This window comes from Streptomyces sp. NPDC002958, from assembly GCF_055563255.1.
The window spans coordinates 19,363-37,962 of sequence record NZ_JBVHDS010000007.1; the positions used below are offsets into that span (position 1 = coordinate 19,363).

Consider the following 18,600-nt stretch of genomic DNA (forward strand, 5'->3'; position numbering starts at 1 on the left):
GTCCGGTCTCCCGGGCCCTCAGTCCTTCGCGAGGACGAACGAGGCGCGCTGCACCGGCTCCCCCGGAGCCTTCGCCTCGACCAGATACGTACCGGGCCCCGCGGTCCCCGCGGGCGGCGTCGCGCACTGCGGAACGCTCTTCTTGCGGTCCCACTCCACGGTGTGGACGACGGTGGCGCCCGCCGGAACCTTCAGCAGCAGGCTGCCCGCGTTGCGCGGGCAGTCCCGGGAGGACCACACCTGGTTGTCGTCGCCACCGGCCTCGGTGATGGTGAGCACCGCGCTCTTCGGCCCGAAGTCGGCCTTGCAGGTGGTGGACGAGGCGTTCGTGGCGACCAACCGGAACTTCGGCTTCTCGCCGGGGCTGTAGCTGAGTTCGGTGCTCAGGCTCAACTGCAGTGCTCCGGACGTGCAGTTGGGGAGCGAGGAACCTGCCGGGACCTGCTCGCCGATCGTCACGCCGCTGCCGCTCGCACCGCCGGCTCCGGCTCCGGCTCCGGCTCCCGGGACGCCGCCGGTGTCCGTACCGCTGGCACCGGCGCTCGCGCCGCCGTCGGAGCCCTCGCCCGTCCCGCTGCCGCCTCCGTCGCCACCGCCCGAGTCGCCCGATTCGTCGCGTCCGCCCGGCTGTTGGCTGACGGCCGGACCCGACTGGGAGGGACCAGGAGTGATCGAGCGCACGGGGCCCGAGCCGCCGGGCCGGGAGTCGTCCGTGTTCTTCTTGCTGCCACCGGAGGTGACGCCCCATACGATCAGCAACGCGAGCAGCGCAACCAGCGTCGCCGCTACTGCCCTCCGTCGCCAGTAGATGGTGGAGGGAAGCGGACCGATCGGATTACGCAAAGATCCCACGGCGCAAACTGTACGAGAGATCGGCGCCAACTCCCGCCCCGCCCACCACCCTCTCCTGAAGTTTTGCGGATCATCATCTCGGGACGGCCCGTTTCGGCCATCCCCGCTCCCGCCGGGGTTTCCGTCGAGCCGGCACCCCGGGAATCGTCCGAGGTGACAGCCTCGTTTCGTTGACTACCCTCTGTCACATGGATAGTTCATCTACTGCCCCGCTCTACCGGGACATCACCGACTTCGCTCACGACATGCCGTCATGGGTGCAACACCTGGCCGAGATCTGGACGGAGCTCGGACTTCTGGTCTTCGGCGTCCTGTTCATCACCGGGTGGTGGCGCGCCCGACAGGCGGACGACCGCGCCCTGGCGCTGGCGGTGCTCGCGCCCATCGCGACGGCCTTCGCCTATGTGGCCAGCGAGACGCTCAAGTCGATGGTGGACGAGGAGCGCCCCTGCCGGTCGGTCGTCGGGGCGGCGGCCTCGCTGGTGCCATGTCCGCCGACGGGCGACTGGTCGTTCCCCAGCAACCATTCCGCGATCGCCGGAGCGGCGGCCGTCGCCCTGGCGATCGCCCGGCCCCGGCTGGCCTGGCTCACCGTGCCGCTGGCCCTGCTGATGGCCTTCTCCCGGGTCTTCGTCGGGGTGCACTATCCGCATGACGTGGCGGTCGGTCTGCTGCTGGGTGCGGCAGTGTCGGCCGTGATGGTCGCCGTGCTGTACCGCCCGGCAGAGTCGCTCGCCCGGACGGTACGGAGCAGCGGGGCGCCGGTGGCGGTCTTGGTGTCCGGGCCGGGTACAGGGACACCGCCGGCCCCGGTCGGCCGGGGCCGGCGGCGGGCCAAGCGGCGCTGACGGCCCGGGGCAGCCCTTGGGCCGGTTGCCGGATATCGGGGGGACAGACGGGTGGCATTATCACCCCAAGGGCCCTCAGGAGGAGCGACACCACCGTGCGCGGAGCCGTCGCCTGCGCTTTCGTGCCAGGATCGTCGGTGCGATGACTGCCATGACTGCGACACAGACGCCCCCCACCTCCCTCCACGCTCCCGTCATCGGGTGGTTCGACCAGCACGCCCGCGATCTGCCCTGGCGCCGCCCCGAAGCGGGCGCCTGGGGCGTGATGGTGAGCGAGTTCATGCTGCAGCAGACCCCCGTCAGCCGGGTCCTCCCGGTGTACGAACAGTGGCTGGCCCGCTGGCCGCGCCCGGCCGACCTGGCCGCCGAGCCGCCCGGTGAGGCGGTCCGCGCCTGGGGCCGGCTCGGCTACCCGCGCCGGGCGCTCCGGCTGCACGGGGCCGCGCAGGCAATAACTGAACGGCACGGCGGCGATGTACCGAGCGAGCACGGTCAGCTGCTCGCGCTGCCCGGGATCGGTGAGTACACCGCGGCGGCCGTGGCCTCGTTCGCGTACGGACAGCGGCATGCCGTGCTCGACACGAACGTGCGCCGGGTGTTCGCCCGGGCCGCGTCCGGCATCCAGTACCCGCCGAACGCGACCACCGCCGCCGAGCGCAAGCTCGCCCGCGCGCTGCTCCCCGAGGAGGACGAACGGGCCGCGCGCTGGGCCGCCGCGACGATGGAGCTCGGAGCCCTCGTCTGCACCGCCAAGAACGAGGACTGCACCCGGTGCCCGATCGCCGACCAGTGCGCCTGGCAGCTGGCCGGGAAGCCCGCCCACCAGGGGCCCCCGCGGCGCGGTCAGACCTACGCCGGCACGGACCGGCAGGTGCGCGGACGGCTGCTCGCCGTGCTGCGCGAGGCCGTGACGCCGGTTCCGCAGTCGGCACTGGACGCGGTGTGGGACGAACCGGTGCAACGAGCCCGTGCGCTGGACGGCCTGGTCGCGGACGGTCTGGTCGAACCGCTGGCCGACGGCCAGTACCGGCTGCCGCTCAGCTGAGGTTCCTGCCCCCTATCCCCCGCTGTTACACAACCGATGGACAGCCGTGCGTCAGCGTATGGCTGCTCCGCACAACCCCGTGACAACAGCTCCGTAGCGTCAGCGACGTCAGCCCGACCGATCGATGGCTGACGGCGGTTCTACGGGGTTCTACGGGGACGGAGGCGGTTGGAATGGCGCAGGGCGAGGTGCTCGAATTCGAGGAGTACGTACGCACTCGGCAGGAGGCACTGCTGCGCAGCGCACGCCGTCTGGTCCCCGACCCGGTGGATGCGCAGGACCTGCTGCAGACCGCCCTGGCCCGTACGTACGGCCGCTGGGACGGCATCGCCGACAAGTCCCTGGCCGACGCCTATCTGCGCCGTGTCATGATCAACACCCGTACCGAGTGGTGGCGGGCCCGCAAGCTGGACGAGGTCCCCACCGAGCAGCTGCCCGACGCGAGCGTCGAGGACGGCACCGAGCAGCGCGCCGACCGCGCCCTGCTGATGGATGTGCTGGGCGTACTGGCTCCCAAGCAGCGCAGCGTCGTCGTGCTGCGACACTGGGAGCAGATGAGTACGGAGGAGACGGCTGCGGCGCTCGGCATGTCGGCCGGTACGGTGAAGAGCACGCTGCACCGGGCACTGGCGCGACTGCGCCAGGAGCTGGAGAGCCGTGAGGCAGCGAGCAGGGAGGCCCTGCTCGTTGAGGAGCGGGGGCTGACGGCGGCCGATCGTGCTCCGGCCGTCGGCGTTCCGGTACGTGCGCGGGCAATGGCACAGGTACGGGCGCAGGCGGGCAGGGGTATGGACGAACGGGGGCGGGAACGGTGCGCGGCCTGAAAGCCAGCGGTGACAGCGGCAGTGGCGGCGACCGGGGCGGCGGAAGAGACACCGGTGGCCGCGGGGCCGCCGGCAGGCACGGCCGGGCCCTGACCGGCTGGGCGGCGAGCACCACGACTCTGGTCGGGCTCGCCGCTTTCGGTCTGCTCACCGTCGGCTGCTCCACCGGTGGCACCGGCACCCGGGACGAGGGCCCGGCAGGTACCCAGCCGGTCGCCGAGGTCACGCCGAGCGCCGGTGCGACGTCCACGGCGATGCCCGCGCCCCGGGCCGATCCCGTGGCGCTGCTCAAGCGGGATCCCGAGGTCAGCGAGCGGGTCAGGACGGATCTGAAGCCCTGCACCGGCTCGGAATACCCGGTGGACACCTCGTACGGCTCCCTGACCGGCGGATCCTCGGCCGATGTCGTGGTGAACGTGATGACCTGCGCCGATTCCGTGGGCGTCGGCACGTATGTGTACCGCCAGCGGGGCGACGGCACGTACGAGAACGTGTTCGCCATCGAGCAGCCCGCGGTGTACGGCACCATCGACCGCGGCGATCTGGTGGTGACGGCCCAGGTGTACGGGAAGAGCGACTCGGTCTCGTACCCCTCCGGCGAGGAAGTGATCACCTACCGCTGGGCGGACAACCGGTTCAGCGAGCACGACCGGGTGCACAACGACTTCAACCGAGCCGTCGGTGACGGAGGGGCCGGTCTTCCGGAATCCGCCGAACCGGCGGGGAACTGAGAGCAGTCCGATGGCCGAGACCCACGTCCTGTTCGTCGAGGACGACGATGTCATCCGCGAGGCCACCCAGCTGGCGCTGGAACGCGACGGCTTCGCGGTCACCGCGATGCCCGACGGACTGTCGGGTCTTGAGGCGTTCCGGGCCGACCGTCCCGACATCGCCCTGCTCGATGTGATGGTGCCGGGGCTCGACGGGGTCAGCCTCTGCCGCCGTATCCGCGACGAGTCGACGGTCCCCGTGATCATGCTGTCGGCCCGGGCCGACTCGATCGATGTGGTGCTCGGCCTGGAGGCCGGCGCCGACGACTACGTCACCAAGCCCTTCGACGGGGCGGTTCTGGTCGCCCGGATCCGTGCCGTGCTGCGCCGCTTCGGGCATGCGGCGGGCGGACAGCCGGGCAACGGGGATCCGGAGTCGCAGCCCGTCGGCGGGGTGCTGGCCTTCGGCGATCTGGAGGTCGACACGGACGGCATGGAGGTCCACCGGGGCGGCGAGCAGGTGGCGCTGACCCCGACAGAGATGCGGCTGCTGCTGGAGTTCTCCGCCGCGCCCGGCACAGTGCTCTCCCGCGACAAGCTCCTGGAGCGGGTCTGGGACTACGGGTGGGGCGGTGACACCCGGGTCGTGGACGTCCATGTGCAGCGGCTGCGCACCAAGATCGGCCAGGACCGGATCGAGACGGTCCGCGGCTTCGGCTACAAACTCAGGCCTTGAAGCGGCCGGCCCTGCGGACGGGTGTCCGTTGGAAGATCAGCATCGCGATCGCGGCGGTCGGCGCGCTGACGGCGGTCGCTCTCAGCTTCGTCGTCCACAACGCCGCCCGGGTCTCGATGCTGGAGAACGCGCGCGAGGTCCAGCTGGAGCGGCTGACGTACGCGCAACTGCTGTACGAGTCGAAGAAGACGCAGAAGGCCGACCCCCGGTTCGGCGCCAAGCTCAACGACCCGACGATGCCGCGCAGCCTGCGCGCGGAGACCAGCAGGAACCGGCGTGCCACACATGTCGAGGAGCACGGGGACGGGGTGCCCGATGTGTGGGCGGCCGTGCCGCTCGCCAATGGTGATGTGCTCTCGCTGCACACCCGTTTCGCGGACCGCAGTGCCACGATCACGCACGATCTCGACCGGGCGCTGATCATCGGCTCGGTCTCGGTGGTGTTCGGCGGCTGCGCGCTGGGCGTGCTGATCGGCGGGCAACTGTCGCGCCGGCTGCGCAAGGCGGCGGCTGCGGCGGGCAGGGTCGCGCAGGGCAATACGGATGTACGGGTCAGGGAGGCCGTCGGCGGTGTCGTCCAGGACGAGACCGATGAGCTGGCCCGCGCGGTGGACGCGTTGACGGACGCGTTGAACGAGCGGATCGAGGCGGAGCGCCGGGTCACCGCGGACATCGCGCACGAGCTGCGCACCCCGGTGACCGGCCTGCTGACGGCGGCCGAGCTGCTGCCGCCGGGCCGCCCCACCGAGCTTGTACGGGACCGGGCGCAGGCGATGCGCACCCTGGTCGAGGATGTGCTCGAGGTGGCCCGGCTGGACAGTGCGTCGGAGCGGGCCGAGCTCCAGGAGATCGCGCTGGGTGAGTTCGTCAGCCGCCGGATCGCGCTGCTGGACCCGGATGTGCGGGTGCAGGTGGTGCACGAGTCGTGGGTCAACACCGATCCGCGCCGGCTGGAGCGCATCCTCGGCAATCTACTGGGGAACGCCGCCAAGCACGGTGCCACCCCGGTGGAGGTCACGGTCGAGGGCCGGGTGGTGCGGATCCGCGATCACGGTTCCGGGTTTCCGGCGGCGCTGCTGCGTGAGGGCCCGAGCCGGTTCCGTACCGGAAGCAGCGACCGGGCCGGACACGGGCACGGTCTCGGGCTGACGATCGCGGCCGGTCAGGCACGGGTACTCGGGGCCCGACTGACCTTCCGCAACGCGGCGCCGGAAGGGGCGGCGAAGGGCGCGGGCGGGGCGATCGCCGTGCTGTGGCTGCCCGAACACGCACCGACGAACACCGGCAGCTTCCCGGTCCTGCGCCTGTCCGAGCAGCGCACGCCGGGCAGGAGCGACGGGGAGAGCGCGGAGTCCGGCCGTAGGAGGCCGACGGAAGGCTGAGCCGGACACGGAACCCGGCCGCAGGCGACGCGGCAACCACCGACCCGGACACAGAACCCGGCCACAGGCGACGCGGCAACCACAGAGCCGGATACGACCGGACAGGGAAGGAGGCTCCCGGGGTGCGCCCCGGGAGCCTCCTCGTAGACGGCTACGCCGCTCGTACTGCGCGAAGGGGCCGGACGGGCCTCGGGCTGCTCGGGACCGACGGCTGCGGCCCGGCCTCCTGCGCACCGTCCGACTACGCGGCCTGCGGCCCCGCTCCCCGCAGCGGGACCTCCTTGACGAACACCGAGGCGAGCAACGCGACCACTCCGACCGAGGCGCCCACCAGGAACGCGATGTGCGTACCGGACGACACCGCGAACTGGTACGCCTCGCGCACCGCGTCCGGCAGCTTCGCCAGGCTCGCCGCGTCCAGCTGCGCGGACTTCGCCGTGGCTTCCCCGCCGCCGCGGGCCGCCATCTCGTCCTGCACCCGCCCGGTGAACAGCGCGCCCATGATCGCGACACCGAAGGAACTGCCGAGCGTACGGAAGAGGGTGGTCGCGGAGGAGGCGACTCCCATGTCCTTCATCTCCACGCTGTTCTGCGCGACGAGCATGGTGATCTGCATCAGGAAGCCCATGCCCGCGCCGAGCACCGCCATGTAGATGCCCGAGGTGAACCGCGTGGTGCCCGTGTCCATCTGCGAGAGCAGGAACAGACCGGTCACCATCAGGATCGAGCCCACCACGGGGAAGATCTTGTACTTGCCGGTGCTGGTGGTGACCCGTCCCGCGATCAGCGAGACGATCATCATCGCCAGCAGCATCGGCAGGAGCAGCAGACCCGAGTTGGTCGCCGACGCGCCCTGGACGGACTGCTGGAACAGCGGCAGGAAGAGCACCGCGCCGAACATCACGAAGCCCGACATGAAGCCGACGACGGACATCAGGGTGAAGTTGCGGTTGCGGAATATGTGCAGCGGAATGATCGGTTCTGCGGCCCTCGTCTCGACGAAGAGGAAGCCGACGAGCGAGGCGACACCGATCGCGATGAGCTCCATGATCACGGCGGAGTTCCAGTCGTACTCCGAGCCGCCCCAGGTGGTGACCAGCACGATCGCGGTGATGCCGAGGGTCAGCAGGCCCGCACCGAGGTAGTCGATCTTCGCCCCGGTGCGCTCCCGCTTCGGCAGGTGCAGTACGGCGGTGACCATGGCGAGGGCGACCGCGCCCAGCGGCAGGTTGATGTAGAAGCTCCAGCGCCAGCCGAGGTGGTCGGTGATGGTGCCGCCGACCAGCGGTCCGCCGATCATGGCGATCGCCATCACACCGGCCATCAGCCCCTGGTACCTGCCGCGCTCGCGGGGCGGCACCAGGTCGCCGATGATCGCCATGACGCCGACCATCAGGCCGCCCGCGCCGAGTCCCTGGACCGCCCGGAAGCCGATCAGCTGGCCCATGTCCTGGGCCATTCCGCTCAGCACCGAGCCGATCAGGAAGACCACGATGGACGTGAGGAAGATTCCCTTGCGCCCGTACATGTCGCCGAGCTTGCCCCAGATGGGGGTGGAGGCCGCAGTGGCCAGGGTGTAGGCGGTGACGACCCAGGACAGATGCTCCAGACCGCCGAGGTCACCGACGATGGTCGGCATGGCGGTGCCGACGATCAGGTTGTCCAGCATGGCGAGCAGCATCGTGATCATCAGGGCAAGCATCACCACCCGGACGCTGCGCTGCCGCCTCTCGGCTTTCTCGGCAGGCCGCCCGCCCGCCTTCCCGCCCGCCGCCTGCTTCAGGTCCGACATGGTCCCCACTCCCCTGATCCCCTGTTGTGCGCCAGGCACTTACTTGCCGCCCGGCTAGCTGACTACACTGGGGAAAAGTAGACCCGTAACTAGTCGGGCGTCAAGTAAGTTTTGAGGGAGAGCGCCATGGGCAGCACGCCGCAGCCACGCCGGGGCAATACGCGCCAGCGGATCCAGGACGTCGCCCTGGAGCTCTTCGCCGAACAGGGCTACGAGAAGACCTCGCTGCGCGAGATCTCCGAGCGGCTGGATGTCACCAAGGCCGCGCTGTACTACCACTTCAAGACCAAGGAAGACATCCTGGTCAGCATCTTCGACGACCTCAACCGGCCGGTCGAGGAGCTGATCGAGTGGGGCAGGGAGCAGCCCCGCACCCTGGAGACGAAAAAGGAGATCCTGCGCCGCTACAGCACGGCGCTGACCGCCGCCGCCCCGCTCTTCCGCTTCATGCAGGAGAACCAGGCGACCGTACGGGACCTCAGCATCGGAGAGACCATCAAGAGCCGCGCCGGCAGCCTGGTCGATCTGATCAAGGAACCCGATGCGCCACTGGCCGACCAGGTGCGCTGCATCACCGCGCTCTTCGCGTTGCACGCGAGCATGTTCGCCCTCAAGGACTTCGAAGACGACCCCGAGGACAAGCGCAAGGCCGTCCTCGAAGTCGCCTTCGAACTGGTTACTCGGGCACACGGCCCGGGGTCCGCCCAGTAGCGGGGTCCGCCCCGGTCGGTCAGACCTGGACGCCTTCCTTGTGCAGGAACGAGACCGGGTTGATCGCGGAACCGTAGTTCGGGGTGGTCCGGATCTCGAAGTGCAGGTGCGGGCCGCTGGAGTTGCCGGTGTTGCCGGAGAGGGCGATCTTCTGGCCCGTCTTCACGCTCTGGCCGATGTGCACGTTGATCTGCGACAGGTGGGCGTACTGCGAGTACGTGCCGTTGCCGTGGCTGATCACGATGGCATTGCCGTACGCGGGACCGTCGCCGCCGCCGTTCGGGCCCGCCTTCACGACGGTGCCGCTGTGCGCGGCCTCGACCTTGGTGCCGATCGGCACGGCGAAGTCCTGGCCGGAGTGCTTGTGGGCCCAGCGGCTGCCGTCATTGCCGAAGCTCGCGCTCAGCACGTAGTGGCTCACCGGGGCCTTCCAGCCGGCGACCTGCTTCGCGGCGGCCTTCTTCGCCGAGGCCGCCTTCTTGACCGCGGCGCGTTCGGCGGCCTTGGCCGCCTTTGCCGCCTTTGCCGCCTGGGCCGCCTTGCCCTGCGCGACCGCCTGCTGGGCGACCGATTCGGCCGCGGAGTTGCTGATCAGGTTCACGGCGCCGGGGGCACCCGCCGTGCCGGCCGCGAACGCAGCGCCCGCGCCGAGAACCATCGACGTTCCCAGGCCGGCTGCCACGACGGCGCCACGGACACGGGACAGGGACGGGCGGCGGGAGTGCTGGAACGAAACGCGCTTCGACATAGGCGGAGATCCTCCGGAGGTAACTGGACCCGGCACTTCCGCCGGGCTGGCCATCCCTTGGTAACCCCCACTCCGACCGATGCACAAATACCCCATCTACGAATAAAAGCCGTAGTCGAAGCCTTGGGAATCGACCGCCGCCGCTCTCACGCACCTCACGCCCGGAGCCATCGAAACTCTTCTTCCGGGCAGGTTTAACACCAGCTTCAAATGCCCCTAATCGGACTAAACCTAGCGATTCACTCTTTTCGCCCCCCTCCCCCTGAAGCCCCTCGCTGCGCAGGGGCAAAGACCCCTGGCGCGATCACGGCGCTTTCCCCTATCGCCCCTAGTAGGCCCTGATCGGGCTGTGTGCCTTGTCACTACCGGTGGGACCAAAGGCCGTCCGATTCGAGACCTTCGGCCTGCGACCTGACTACGCTGACACGGCGACCCGCTCAGCTCCCGGGGACAGCCATGGCCGGTGACGCCGCAGGCATCAGCGACATGGACGGCATCGAGCTCGCCGATGCCGCCGGGGCATCCGCAACCAGCTCATCGACGCCGCGGGCCGCGCCACCGACCGCCCGGGGCCTTCGAGGTCGGCGACATCCATATGGAGTTCACCCTCGAACTCCGTAAGGAGATCAAGGGCGGCACCAGCGTGAAGGCCTGGGTGGTCGACGCGGGCGCCGACGCGTCCCGCCGCCGATGGGCTGATGGTTGCCGGTGATGGCGGCCCGGAACCCGGGCAGCGCGGGAGACGGGGCCACGCGGGGCACGAAGGACGGCTCACGCGCGGCAGCGCGGGAGACGGGTACACGCCCGGCAACGCGGGGCGCGAAGGACGGGGCACGCCCGGCAACGCGGGGCGCACGGCGGCATGGCAAAAGGGGCTGCCCCGGACCGTTTCTCACGGTTCCGGGGCAGCCCCTTCAGATGCTCGGACGCTCGGGAGCGTCCCTACACGTCCTTCGTCATGTTCGGGCCGGGGCCACCTGCCGCCTGCTCGATCGGGGGGACGTCGGGGAGAGCCGACTTCTCCTCGCCGCGGAAGGTGAACTTCTTCTCCTCACCCTCGCCCTCGGTGCCGACGACCACGATGTGACCGGGGCGCAGCTCACCGAAGAGGATCTTCTCGGAGAGGATGTCCTCGATCTCGCGCTGGATCGTCCGGCGCAGCGGCCGGGCGCCCATCACGGGGTCGTAGCCCTTCTTCGCCAGGAGCGACTTGGCTTCCGAGCTCAGCTCGATGCCCATGTCGCGGTCCTTCAGGCGCTCGTCCACCTTGGCAAGCATGAGGTCGACGATCTGAATGATGTCTTCCTCGGTGAGCTGGTGGAAGACGACCGTGTCGTCGACACGGTTGAGGAACTCGGGGCGGAAGTGCTGCTTGAGCTCTTCGTTGACCTTGTTCTTCATTCGCTCGTAACCGGTCTTGACGTCGCCCTGGGCGGCGAAGCCCAGGTTGAAGCCCTTGGAGATGTCCCGGGTCCCGAGGTTGGTCGTCATGATGATGACCGTGTTCTTGAAGTCCACGACCCGGCCCTGGGAGTCGGTCAGACGACCGTCTTCCAGAATCTGGAGCAGGGAATTGAAGATATCGGGGTGGGCCTTCTCGACCTCGTCGAAGAGGACGACCGAGAACGGCTTGCGGCGCACCTTCTCGGTGAGCTGACCGCCCTCTTCGTAACCCACGTAACCGGGGGGAGAACCGAAGAGGCGGGAAACCGTGTGCTTCTCGCTGAACTCCGACATGTCGAGGGCGATCAGCGCGTCCTCGTCGCCGAAGAGGAATTCGGCGAGCGTCTTGGAGAGCTCCGTCTTACCGACACCGGACGGGCCGGCGAAGATGAACGAGCCACCGGGACGCTTCGGGTCCTTCAGACCGGCTCGCGTACGGCGGATCGCCTGCGAGAGGGCCTTGATGGCGTCCTTCTGGCCGATGACGCGCTTATGGAGCTCGTCCTCCATGCGCAGCAGCCGGGAGGACTCCTCCTCCGTCAGCTTGAAGACCGGGATGCCGGTCGCGGTGGCCAGGACCTCGGCGATCAGCTCGCCGTCGACCTCGGCCACGACGTCCATGTCGCCGGCCTTCCATTCCTTCTCGCGCTTGGTCTTCGAGGCGAGAAGCTGCTTCTCCTTGTCGCGCAGGGACGCGGCCTTCTCGAAGTCCTGCGAGTCGATCGCGGACTCCTTGTCGCGGCGGACAGCGGCGATCTTCTCGTCGAACTCGCGGAGGTCCGGCGGCGCGGTCATCCGGCGGATGCGCATCCGGGAACCGGCCTCGTCGATCAGGTCGATCGCCTTGTCCGGCAGGAAGCGGTCCGAGATGTACCTGTCCGCCAGCGTCGCGGCCTGGACCAGCGCCTCGTCCGTGATGGAGACGCGGTGGTGGGCCTCGTAGCGGTCGCGCAGACCCTTGAGGATCTCGATGGTGTGCGGCAGCGACGGCTCCGCGACCTGGATGGGCTGGAAGCGGCGCTCAAGAGCGGCGTCCTTCTCCAGGTGCTTGCGGTACTCGTCGAGCGTCGTGGCACCGATGGTCTGCAGCTCACCGCGGGCGAGCATCGGCTTGAGGATGCTCGCGGCGTCGATCGCGCCCTCGGCAGCGCCCGCACCCACCAGGGTGTGGAGCTCGTCGATGAACAGGATGATGTCGCCGCGGGTGCGGATCTCCTTGAGGACCTTCTTCAGGCGCTCCTCGAAGTCACCGCGGTAGCGGGAGCCGGCGACCAGCGCGCCGAGGTCGAGGGTGTAGAGGTGCTTGTCCTTGAGGGTCTCGGGCACCTCGCCCTTGACGATGGCCTGCGCCAGTCCCTCGACGACCGCCGTCTTGCCGACGCCGGGCTCACCGATGAGAACCGGGTTGTTCTTGGTACGGCGGGACAGCACCTGCATGACCCGCTCGATCTCCTTCTCGCGCCCGATGACCGGGTCGAGCTTGGATTCGCGAGCGGCCTGGGTGAGATTCCGGCCGAACTGGTCGAGCACCAGGGACGTGGAGGGCGTGCCTTCCGCGGGGCCGCCCGCGGTTGCCGCCTCCTTGCCGCCCGAGTACCCGGAGAGCAGCTGGATGACCTGCTGCCGCACCCGGTTCAGGTCGGCGCCCAGTTTCACGAGGACCTGGGCCGCAACGCCCTCGCCCTCGCGGATCAGGCCGAGCAGGATGTGCTCGGTGCCGATGTAGTTGTGGCCGAGCTGGAGGGCCTCACGGAGCGACAGCTCCAGGACCTTCTTGGCCCGGGGCGTGAAGGGGATGTGCCCGGACGGGGCCTGCTGGCCCTGGCCGATGATCTCCTCCACCTGCTGGCGGACCGCCTCGAGCGAAATCCCGAGGCTCTCCAGGGCCTTAGCGGCGACACCCTCACCCTCATGGATAAGGCCCAGGAGGATGTGCTCGGTGCCGATGTAGTTGTGGTTGAGCATCCGGGCTTCTTCCTGAGCCAGGACGACAACCCGCCGCGCGCGGTCGGTGAACCTCTCGAACATCGTTAATCGCTCCTCAGAGCGGTCAGGCAGTAAGGGGTCGGTCCCCTCCCTGTCCTTCCGCAGCTTAGTCCCGCAAGCGGGGACCGCTCATTCCAACTGCCGACACCGTCCTTGGCCTCCTGCCCCGAACGCCGACATCTGCTCCAACCCGATGGTGCGAGACGATGTTCCCGCAGGCCAGGCAGATACCCCTATCGCCAGTACGCCGATGGCGAACGTGAGATGCCCGAGCCTGCGTGTCGCCCCTCCCCACTAGGGATGTCTTACCCGCAATTACAGACAGTCCATGCGGCGCACGTCGGTTCCCTCCGCTACGGGCGAACATCTTCGCGCTCCCGAATGCCTTTCCACGCCCCCATCCCGGACACACTGCGCGCTCGCGCCCGGACCCTGCGTAACCCCGGGGGTGCTTCGGCCGTTCTTCCGGCATGGGCATCACCGTCCCGTCCCCCCTGCCGTCGTTCGCCGACGAGCGGGCGGACCTCGACGCGTGCGCACGGTCGGCGCAGTGGTACGAGCGTGAGCTCGGCTGGGCAACGGAGGGCACCGCACCGGTGCGGTTGCTGACCGGGCTGCGGTTCGACGTCCTCGAGGTGCCCGCGGTCGCCGGCCATGCGGCGCTGCGGCGGGTGGGCCGCACCGGACCGGTGGCGCTGACCGGCGCACGGATGAGCCTGCTCGTGGCAGCGGGAAGCGCCGACGAACTGCCCGGGCTGCTCGACTGGCTGGAGTGGGGCGGGATCGCCCTCTCGCTGACCGCCATCGGTGCGGGCGGCCGGATCACTGCTCCGACGCCGCCCGGACGAGCGGCGGGCCGGTCGGGGGCCGCCGTATGGCTGCGGCCCCCCGGGCTACGGCACGAGGGAGAGCCGGGACTCCCGGCCCTCGTCGGCCTCGGGAGCAGGGGTGGGGGTGCTCCCGATCTCGTACGGCTCGTGGACGCGGTGGCGACGGAATGCCACCGGGCCCGGTTGATGCGCGCCCGAACGGGGCGGTCGACCGATGAGTCGACAGCTCAGCCGTTGGCCTTCTCGTAAGCCTCGCGGATCTCCGCGGGAACACGGCCGCGGTCATTCACATTGTGGCCGTTCTCGCGCGCCCACTTACGGATCTCCGCGGTGTCCTTGTTGCCGCCCGCAACGGCGCGGCCCTTGCCACGGCCGGCCGCTGCGCGGCCACCCGTACGCCGGCCACCCTTGGTGTACGGCTCAAGAAGACCACGGAGCTTGTCCGCGTTGCTCGTGGTGAGGTCAATCTCGTACGTCTTGCCATCAAGCGCGAACGTGACTGTCTCGTCCGCCTCGCCACCGTCGAGGTCATCGACAAGAAGGACCTGAACCTTCTGTGCCACCGGATTTCCTTTCATCGAAAATGCAGTACGCGGAAAGGAAACCGCTTTTCTCCGGAAAACACAAACCCTCGGGAGAGGTTCAGGATCGCGAGAAGACGGGAAACGTGCGCGATTCGGACATAGGGCTACGGCTTCTTGTGGCGTTCACAGGTGCAGAAGCATGCGACTGTTGCCCAAGGTGTTCGGCTTCACTCGTTCGAGACCCAGGAACTCTGCTACACCTTCGTCATAGGAACGCAGCAGCTCACTGTAGACATCTGTGTCGACCGGCGTCTCTCCGATCTCCACGAAGCCGTGCTTCACGAAGAAGTCGACTTCGAAGGTGAGACAGAAAACCCGCCGCACGCCAAGCCAGCGGGCGGTCTGCAACAACTTGTCCAGTACTTGATGGCCGACTCCGGCACCCCTGATGCTGTGATCGACCGCGAGAGTACGCACTTCGGCGAGGTCTTCCCACATCACGTGCAGTGCACCGCAGCCGACGACCCGGCCGTCCTCGTCGCGTTCCGCGATCCAGAACTCCTGGATGTCCTCGTAAAGCGTCACTGTTGCTTTGTCGAGCAGGATGCCTTCACGTACGTACCCGTCGAGGAGACGGCGGACCGAAGCCACATCGCTGGTCCTGGCACGGCGGACAGTGATGGCCACGTTTATAACCGACGGTTCGGTACGGAAATCGGTATGCGGAAGCTCTGAGGACATACCCAGACGCTATCGCCCGGCCTGCGGACCCGTCTCATCGGCCGGATCTGCGGTCGCTTCTCCGGCCGGTTCATCAGTCGGTTCGCCGGGCGGTTCATCGGCTGGTTCATCCGCCGCTTCATCGGCCGGGAGTCCGGGGCCCCTGGAGAGACTGGGCAGAACGATCCGCATGGCGTCCTGGAGGGCCTCGCGCTGCTCGGCGGACATCATGCCGAAGAAGGCGACAAGAGCGGCGGCGGGGTTGTCACTGTGCGACCAGGCTTCGTTCATCAGTGCGGCCGAGTAGGCGGCGCGGGTGGAGACCGCCGTATATCGATATGCGCGGCCGTCGACTTCCCTGCGCACCCAGCCCTTCTGATGAAGATTGTCCATTACCGTCATGACGGTGGTGTAGGCGATGGAGCGTTCCTGCTGAAGGTCCTCAAGGACTTCCCGCACAGTGACCGGACGGTTCCATTGCCAGACCCGTGTCATCACGGCGTCTTCCAGATCTCCCAATTGGCGGGGCACAATGTCACTTTAGTGCGAGATGCCGGGAATGCTCTGTTATTTGCATAGCGAAAGGGCGCACGGCTCTTGACGGGCCGTGCGCCCTTCGTGTGCTGCGAGGTGCGGAAAATCAGACGCCGTCGGTCCGCGGGGGCTGCTGGGCCGACTCGGCGCGGCTGATCGCCATGTCCACGGCCGCGTCCTCCTTGGCCTTGTTGGGACCGCCCTGGCTCTTGACGATCGTCACGACGAGGCCGATGAAGAAGGCGGCCATCACCACGGGGGGCAGGAGCGCGGCTACGTAGTCCATGGCATCCAGAGTAACGAGGCCGGTACCGGCTCCCGCGCGCCCCCTCCGCCTTGCGGCGCGGCTATCCCGCGGCTCGCTGCGGCGGTGGCGGAACCGGGCGGCGGCGGGGCGGGAAGACCTCGGAGGGCTTCGGCGCCGGGCGCCCGGACGGCTGGGTCGGCCGGGGCGGGGTCGCCGGGGTCTTCGGCCGTTCGGGTTCGGGCTCGGTGTCGGCGGCCCGGCCACCGGGCAGGGCGAGGAGCCGGTTACGGGGCGCGGGGGTCGCCGTCGACGCGGCACATCCGGTGAGGCGGGCCCGCACCGACCGCTCAGCGAGCACCTGGCAGCGCTCCAGGAGCGCCGCGGCCACCGGCCTGTGGCGCAGGGCGCGCAGCGCGGCGAGGTCGTCGGGACGGGGGTCGTATCCGCCCGCCAGGGCGTCCTGGAGGAGCTCCAGGTAGCCGCTGACGGAGCCGGGGAGGGCGTTGCGGTAGCGGACGAGATCGGCGAGGAGGAACGTGCGCAGCCGTCCCGCCTCGCCGACCGCCTCGTCCACGGCGCCCGCCAGCCGCAGGCAGTCCTGGACATCCTCGTCGGGCAGGGGCGTGGGGTGAAGGGCGATCGCGAGGGCGCGTCGGAGCACACGCAGCTCGTCCGCGCTGAACGCCATACCGCCGCGTGATCCGTAAGGCGTGGGCATGAAGCGACAATACGTGCTAAATGGACAAAATCGGCTTAGCTGGCCGTCGGCGGCGCGGCGGGGCCCCCGCCGCGCCGAACCGTTCCCGCAGGTACGTCCCGTATCCGCTACATCCGGGACACATTCCGCTCATACACCAGGCGCAGACCGATGAGGGTGAGCCAGGGCTCGTGCTCGTCGATGACGGAGGACTCGCCCAACACCATCGGCGCAAGGCCGCCCGTCGCGATGACGGTGACGTCGTCGGGGTCGGCCGCCAGCTCCTTCTTCATCCGTGCGACGACACCGTCGACCTGGCCGGCGAAGCCGTAGATGATGCCCGACTGCATCGCCTCGACCGTGTTCTTGCCGATCACGCTGCGCGGCCGGGCCAGCTCGATCTTGCGGAGCTGGGCACCCTTGACGCCGAGCGCCTCGACCGAGATCTCGATGCCGGGGGCGATGACACCGCCGGTGTACTCGCCGCGGGCGGAGACCGCGTCAAAAGTGGTGGCCGTGCCGAAGTCGACGACGATCGCCGGACCGCCGTACAGGTCGACGGCGGCGACCGCGTTGATAATGCGGTCCGCGCCGACCTCCTTCGGGTTGTCCATCAGGATCGGCACCCCGGTCTTGATGCCCGGCTCGACGAGGACCGCGGGGACATCGCCGTAGTAGCGGCGGGTCACCTCGCGCAGCTCGTGCAGGACGGCCGGGACCGTGGAGCAGATCGCGATGCCCTCGATGCCGTCGCCCAGCTCCTCGCCGAGCAGCGGGTGCATGCCCATCAGGCCCTGGAGCAGCACCGCGAGCTCGTCCGCGGTGCGGCGGGCGTCGGTGGAGATCCGCCAATGCTCGACGATCTCCTCACCGTCGAACAGGCCGAGCACGGTGTGGGTGTTGCCGACGTCGATGGTGAGCAGCATCAGGCGCCGGCCCCGTCGGTGTCGCGGAAATCCAGTCCGATGTCGAGGATCGGCGAGGAGTGGGTGAGCGCGCCGACGGCCAGGTAGTCGACGCCCGCCTCCGCGTAGGCGCGTGCGGTGTCGAGGGAGAGCCGGCCGGAGGACTCCAGGACCGCGCGGCCGCCGACCAAAGCCACCGCCTCAGCCGTCTGCAGCGGGGTGAAGTTGTCCAGCAGGATCAGGTCGGCGCCCGCGTCGATGACCTCGCGGACCTGCTGCAGGGTGTCGACCTCGACCTCGATCGGTACGTCCGGGAACTCGTCCCGTACCCGCTTGAAGGCCTCGGCCACGCCGCCCGCCGCGACGACATGGTTGTCCTTGACCAGCGCCGCGTCCGACAGGGACATGCGGTGGTTGACGCCGCCGCCGCAGCGCACCGCGTACTTCTCCAGGGCGCGCAGGCCCGGGGTGGTCTTGCGGGTGTCGCGGACCTTGGCCTCCGTACCTTCGAGCACATCGGCCCAGGCGCGGGTGGTGGTCGCGATGCCGGAGAGCCTGCAGAGCAGATTGAGCGCGCTGCGCTCGCCGGTGAGCAGGTCGCGGGTGCGGGTGGTGACAGTCAGCAGCTTCTGGCCGGGGGCGACACGGTCGCCGTCCTCGACATGGCGCTCGACCGCGAACTCGTCCGTGCAGACGATGGACAGGACGGCCTCGGCGACGCGCAGACCGGCCACAACGCCCGCCTCACGCGCGGTGAAGTCACCGGTCGCCACGGCGTCCTCGGCGACGGTCGCGACGGTGGTGACGTCGACACCGCCGTCGAGGTCCTCCTCGATGGCGACATGCGCGATGTCCTCGACCTGGACCGGGTCCAAGCCCGCGTCGGCGAGGAGCCGGGCGAGGTCGGGGTCGAGGCCGCACTCCAGGGGGTTGAGCTCGTAGAACTCGTCCCCGCCGCAACCGCAGCCGTCCCCGCAGCCGCCCGCGGACGGTGCGGGCGCGCCGATCTGGATCAGCGGTACGTCCACGGATGCGGGGCGCGGATTCTCTTCGGGCGTGCTCACGG

19 protein-coding genes and 1 pseudogene are annotated in these 18,600 nt (G+C 69.2%); 9 read left to right on the top strand and 11 right to left on the bottom strand.

All coding sequences use genetic code 11. From position 1 onward, the window contains the following. Nucleotides 1-18: 18 nt before the first annotated feature. Complete coding sequence (locus ACZ3IC_RS14685; RefSeq protein WP_467416143.1) at nt 19-852, bottom strand: hypothetical protein; 834 nt, start codon at nt 850-852, stop codon at nt 19-21. Between the two features lie 188 nt (nt 853-1,040). On the opposite strand from ACZ3IC_RS14685, the gene ACZ3IC_RS14690 reads away from it, so the two are divergent. The 6 genes from ACZ3IC_RS14690 to cseC all read left to right on the top strand — a co-directional run bounded on the left by ACZ3IC_RS14690 (nt 1,041) and on the right by cseC (nt 6,397). Further along, on the top strand, nt 1,041-1,700 hold the full coding sequence (locus ACZ3IC_RS14690; RefSeq protein ID WP_467416145.1) for a phosphatase PAP2 family protein: 660 nt from the start codon (nt 1,041-1,043) through the stop codon (nt 1,698-1,700). A gap of 142 nt (nt 1,701-1,842) precedes the next feature. Next, entirely contained in the window at nt 1,843-2,745 is a 903-nt protein-coding gene (locus tag ACZ3IC_RS14695; RefSeq protein ID WP_467416148.1) for an HhH-GPD family protein, read from the top strand. Between the two features lie 173 nt (nt 2,746-2,918). Continuing rightward, complete coding sequence (locus ACZ3IC_RS14700) at nt 2,919-3,569, top strand: SigE family RNA polymerase sigma factor (RefSeq protein WP_467416149.1); 651 nt, start codon at nt 2,919-2,921, stop codon at nt 3,567-3,569. Then, entirely contained in the window at nt 3,557-4,300 is a 744-nt protein-coding gene (locus tag ACZ3IC_RS14705) for a hypothetical protein (protein ID WP_467416152.1), read from the top strand. Before ACZ3IC_RS14700 ends, ACZ3IC_RS14705 begins: the two co-directional genes overlap by 13 nt. Before the next feature lie 10 nt (nt 4,301-4,310). After that, complete coding sequence (gene cseB / locus ACZ3IC_RS14710) at nt 4,311-5,015, top strand: two-component system response regulator CseB (protein WP_467416153.1); 705 nt, start codon at nt 4,311-4,313, stop codon at nt 5,013-5,015. Then, the gene (gene cseC / locus ACZ3IC_RS14715) at nt 5,012-6,397 is read left to right on the top strand and encodes a two-component system sensor histidine kinase CseC (protein ID WP_467416154.1); all 1,386 of its coding nucleotides are present in this window, start codon (nt 5,012-5,014) and stop codon (nt 6,395-6,397) included. Before cseB ends, cseC begins: the two co-directional genes overlap by 4 nt. Before the next feature lie 241 nt (nt 6,398-6,638). Here cseC and ACZ3IC_RS14720 read toward each other — a convergent pair whose 3' ends face one another. Continuing rightward, nucleotides 6,639-8,189 carry an MDR family MFS transporter gene (locus tag ACZ3IC_RS14720; RefSeq protein ID WP_467416156.1) on the bottom strand — a complete coding sequence of 517 codons (1,551 nt, stop codon included), beginning with the start codon at nt 8,187-8,189 and terminating at the stop codon, nt 6,639-6,641. A gap of 126 nt (nt 8,190-8,315) precedes the next feature. On the opposite strand from ACZ3IC_RS14720, the gene ACZ3IC_RS14725 reads away from it, so the two are divergent. Beyond that, nucleotides 8,316-8,900 carry a TetR/AcrR family transcriptional regulator gene (locus ACZ3IC_RS14725; protein WP_467416158.1) on the top strand — a complete coding sequence of 195 codons (585 nt, stop codon included), beginning with the start codon at nt 8,316-8,318 and terminating at the stop codon, nt 8,898-8,900. A 19-nt stretch (nt 8,901-8,919) separates the two neighbouring features. Here ACZ3IC_RS14725 and ACZ3IC_RS14730 read toward each other — a convergent pair whose 3' ends face one another. Continuing rightward, the gene (locus ACZ3IC_RS14730; RefSeq protein WP_467416161.1) at nt 8,920-9,648 is read right to left on the bottom strand and encodes a M23 family metallopeptidase; all 729 of its coding nucleotides are present in this window, start codon (nt 9,646-9,648) and stop codon (nt 8,920-8,922) included. A 456-nt stretch (nt 9,649-10,104) separates the two neighbouring features. Between ACZ3IC_RS14730 and ACZ3IC_RS14735 the strand changes: the two are divergent. After that, nucleotides 10,105-10,333: pseudogene (locus tag ACZ3IC_RS14735) on the top strand (trypco2 family protein); the annotation flags it as partial. A gap of 257 nt (nt 10,334-10,590) precedes the next feature. Here the strand turns inward: ACZ3IC_RS14735 and ACZ3IC_RS14740 are convergent. Continuing rightward, entirely contained in the window at nt 10,591-13,119 is a 2,529-nt protein-coding gene (locus ACZ3IC_RS14740) for an ATP-dependent Clp protease ATP-binding subunit (protein ID WP_467416162.1), read from the bottom strand. A gap of 428 nt (nt 13,120-13,547) precedes the next feature. Here ACZ3IC_RS14740 and ACZ3IC_RS14745 point away from each other — a divergent pair, with 428 nt between their 5' ends. Further along, a complete protein-coding gene (locus ACZ3IC_RS14745; RefSeq protein WP_467416164.1) occupies nt 13,548-14,156 on the top strand; it encodes an SCO3374 family protein in 609 nt (202 codons plus the stop codon). On the opposite strand, the gene ACZ3IC_RS14750 is transcribed toward ACZ3IC_RS14745, so the two are convergent. From ACZ3IC_RS14750 to nadC, 7 genes are all read right to left on the bottom strand, one after another. Next, nucleotides 14,135-14,470: a histone-like nucleoid-structuring protein Lsr2 gene (locus ACZ3IC_RS14750; protein ID WP_362193591.1), complete on the bottom strand. Its 336-nt coding sequence runs from the start codon at nt 14,468-14,470 to the stop codon at nt 14,135-14,137. The two genes, ACZ3IC_RS14745 and ACZ3IC_RS14750, sit on opposite strands and share 22 nt — an antisense overlap. Nucleotides 14,471-14,614: 144 nt before the next feature. Next, nucleotides 14,615-15,172: an amino-acid N-acetyltransferase gene (locus ACZ3IC_RS14755; protein WP_467416165.1), complete on the bottom strand. Its 558-nt coding sequence runs from the start codon at nt 15,170-15,172 to the stop codon at nt 14,615-14,617. 9 nt (nt 15,173-15,181) lie between these two features. Next, nucleotides 15,182-15,682, bottom strand: a complete 501-nt coding sequence (locus tag ACZ3IC_RS14760) for a BlaI/MecI/CopY family transcriptional regulator (RefSeq protein WP_467416167.1) — start codon at nt 15,680-15,682, stop codon at nt 15,182-15,184. A gap of 109 nt (nt 15,683-15,791) precedes the next feature. Continuing rightward, nucleotides 15,792-15,971 (bottom strand): hypothetical protein, encoded by a 180-nt coding sequence (locus ACZ3IC_RS14765; protein ID WP_467416168.1) that lies wholly within the window; start codon nt 15,969-15,971, stop codon nt 15,792-15,794. 61 nt (nt 15,972-16,032) lie between these two features. Continuing rightward, nucleotides 16,033-16,620, bottom strand: a complete 588-nt coding sequence (locus ACZ3IC_RS14770; RefSeq protein ID WP_467416695.1) for a hypothetical protein — start codon at nt 16,618-16,620, stop codon at nt 16,033-16,035. Nucleotides 16,621-16,757: 137 nt separating this feature from the next. Then, nucleotides 16,758-17,555, bottom strand: coding sequence for a type III pantothenate kinase (locus ACZ3IC_RS14775; RefSeq protein WP_114245204.1), 798 nt, complete (start codon nt 17,553-17,555; stop codon nt 16,758-16,760). Then, entirely contained in the window at nt 17,555-18,598 is a 1,044-nt protein-coding gene (gene nadC / locus ACZ3IC_RS14780) for a carboxylating nicotinate-nucleotide diphosphorylase (RefSeq protein WP_467416170.1), read from the bottom strand. The genes ACZ3IC_RS14775 and nadC overlap by 1 nt, the downstream gene beginning before the upstream one ends. Nucleotides 18,599-18,600 lie beyond the last annotated feature (2 nt).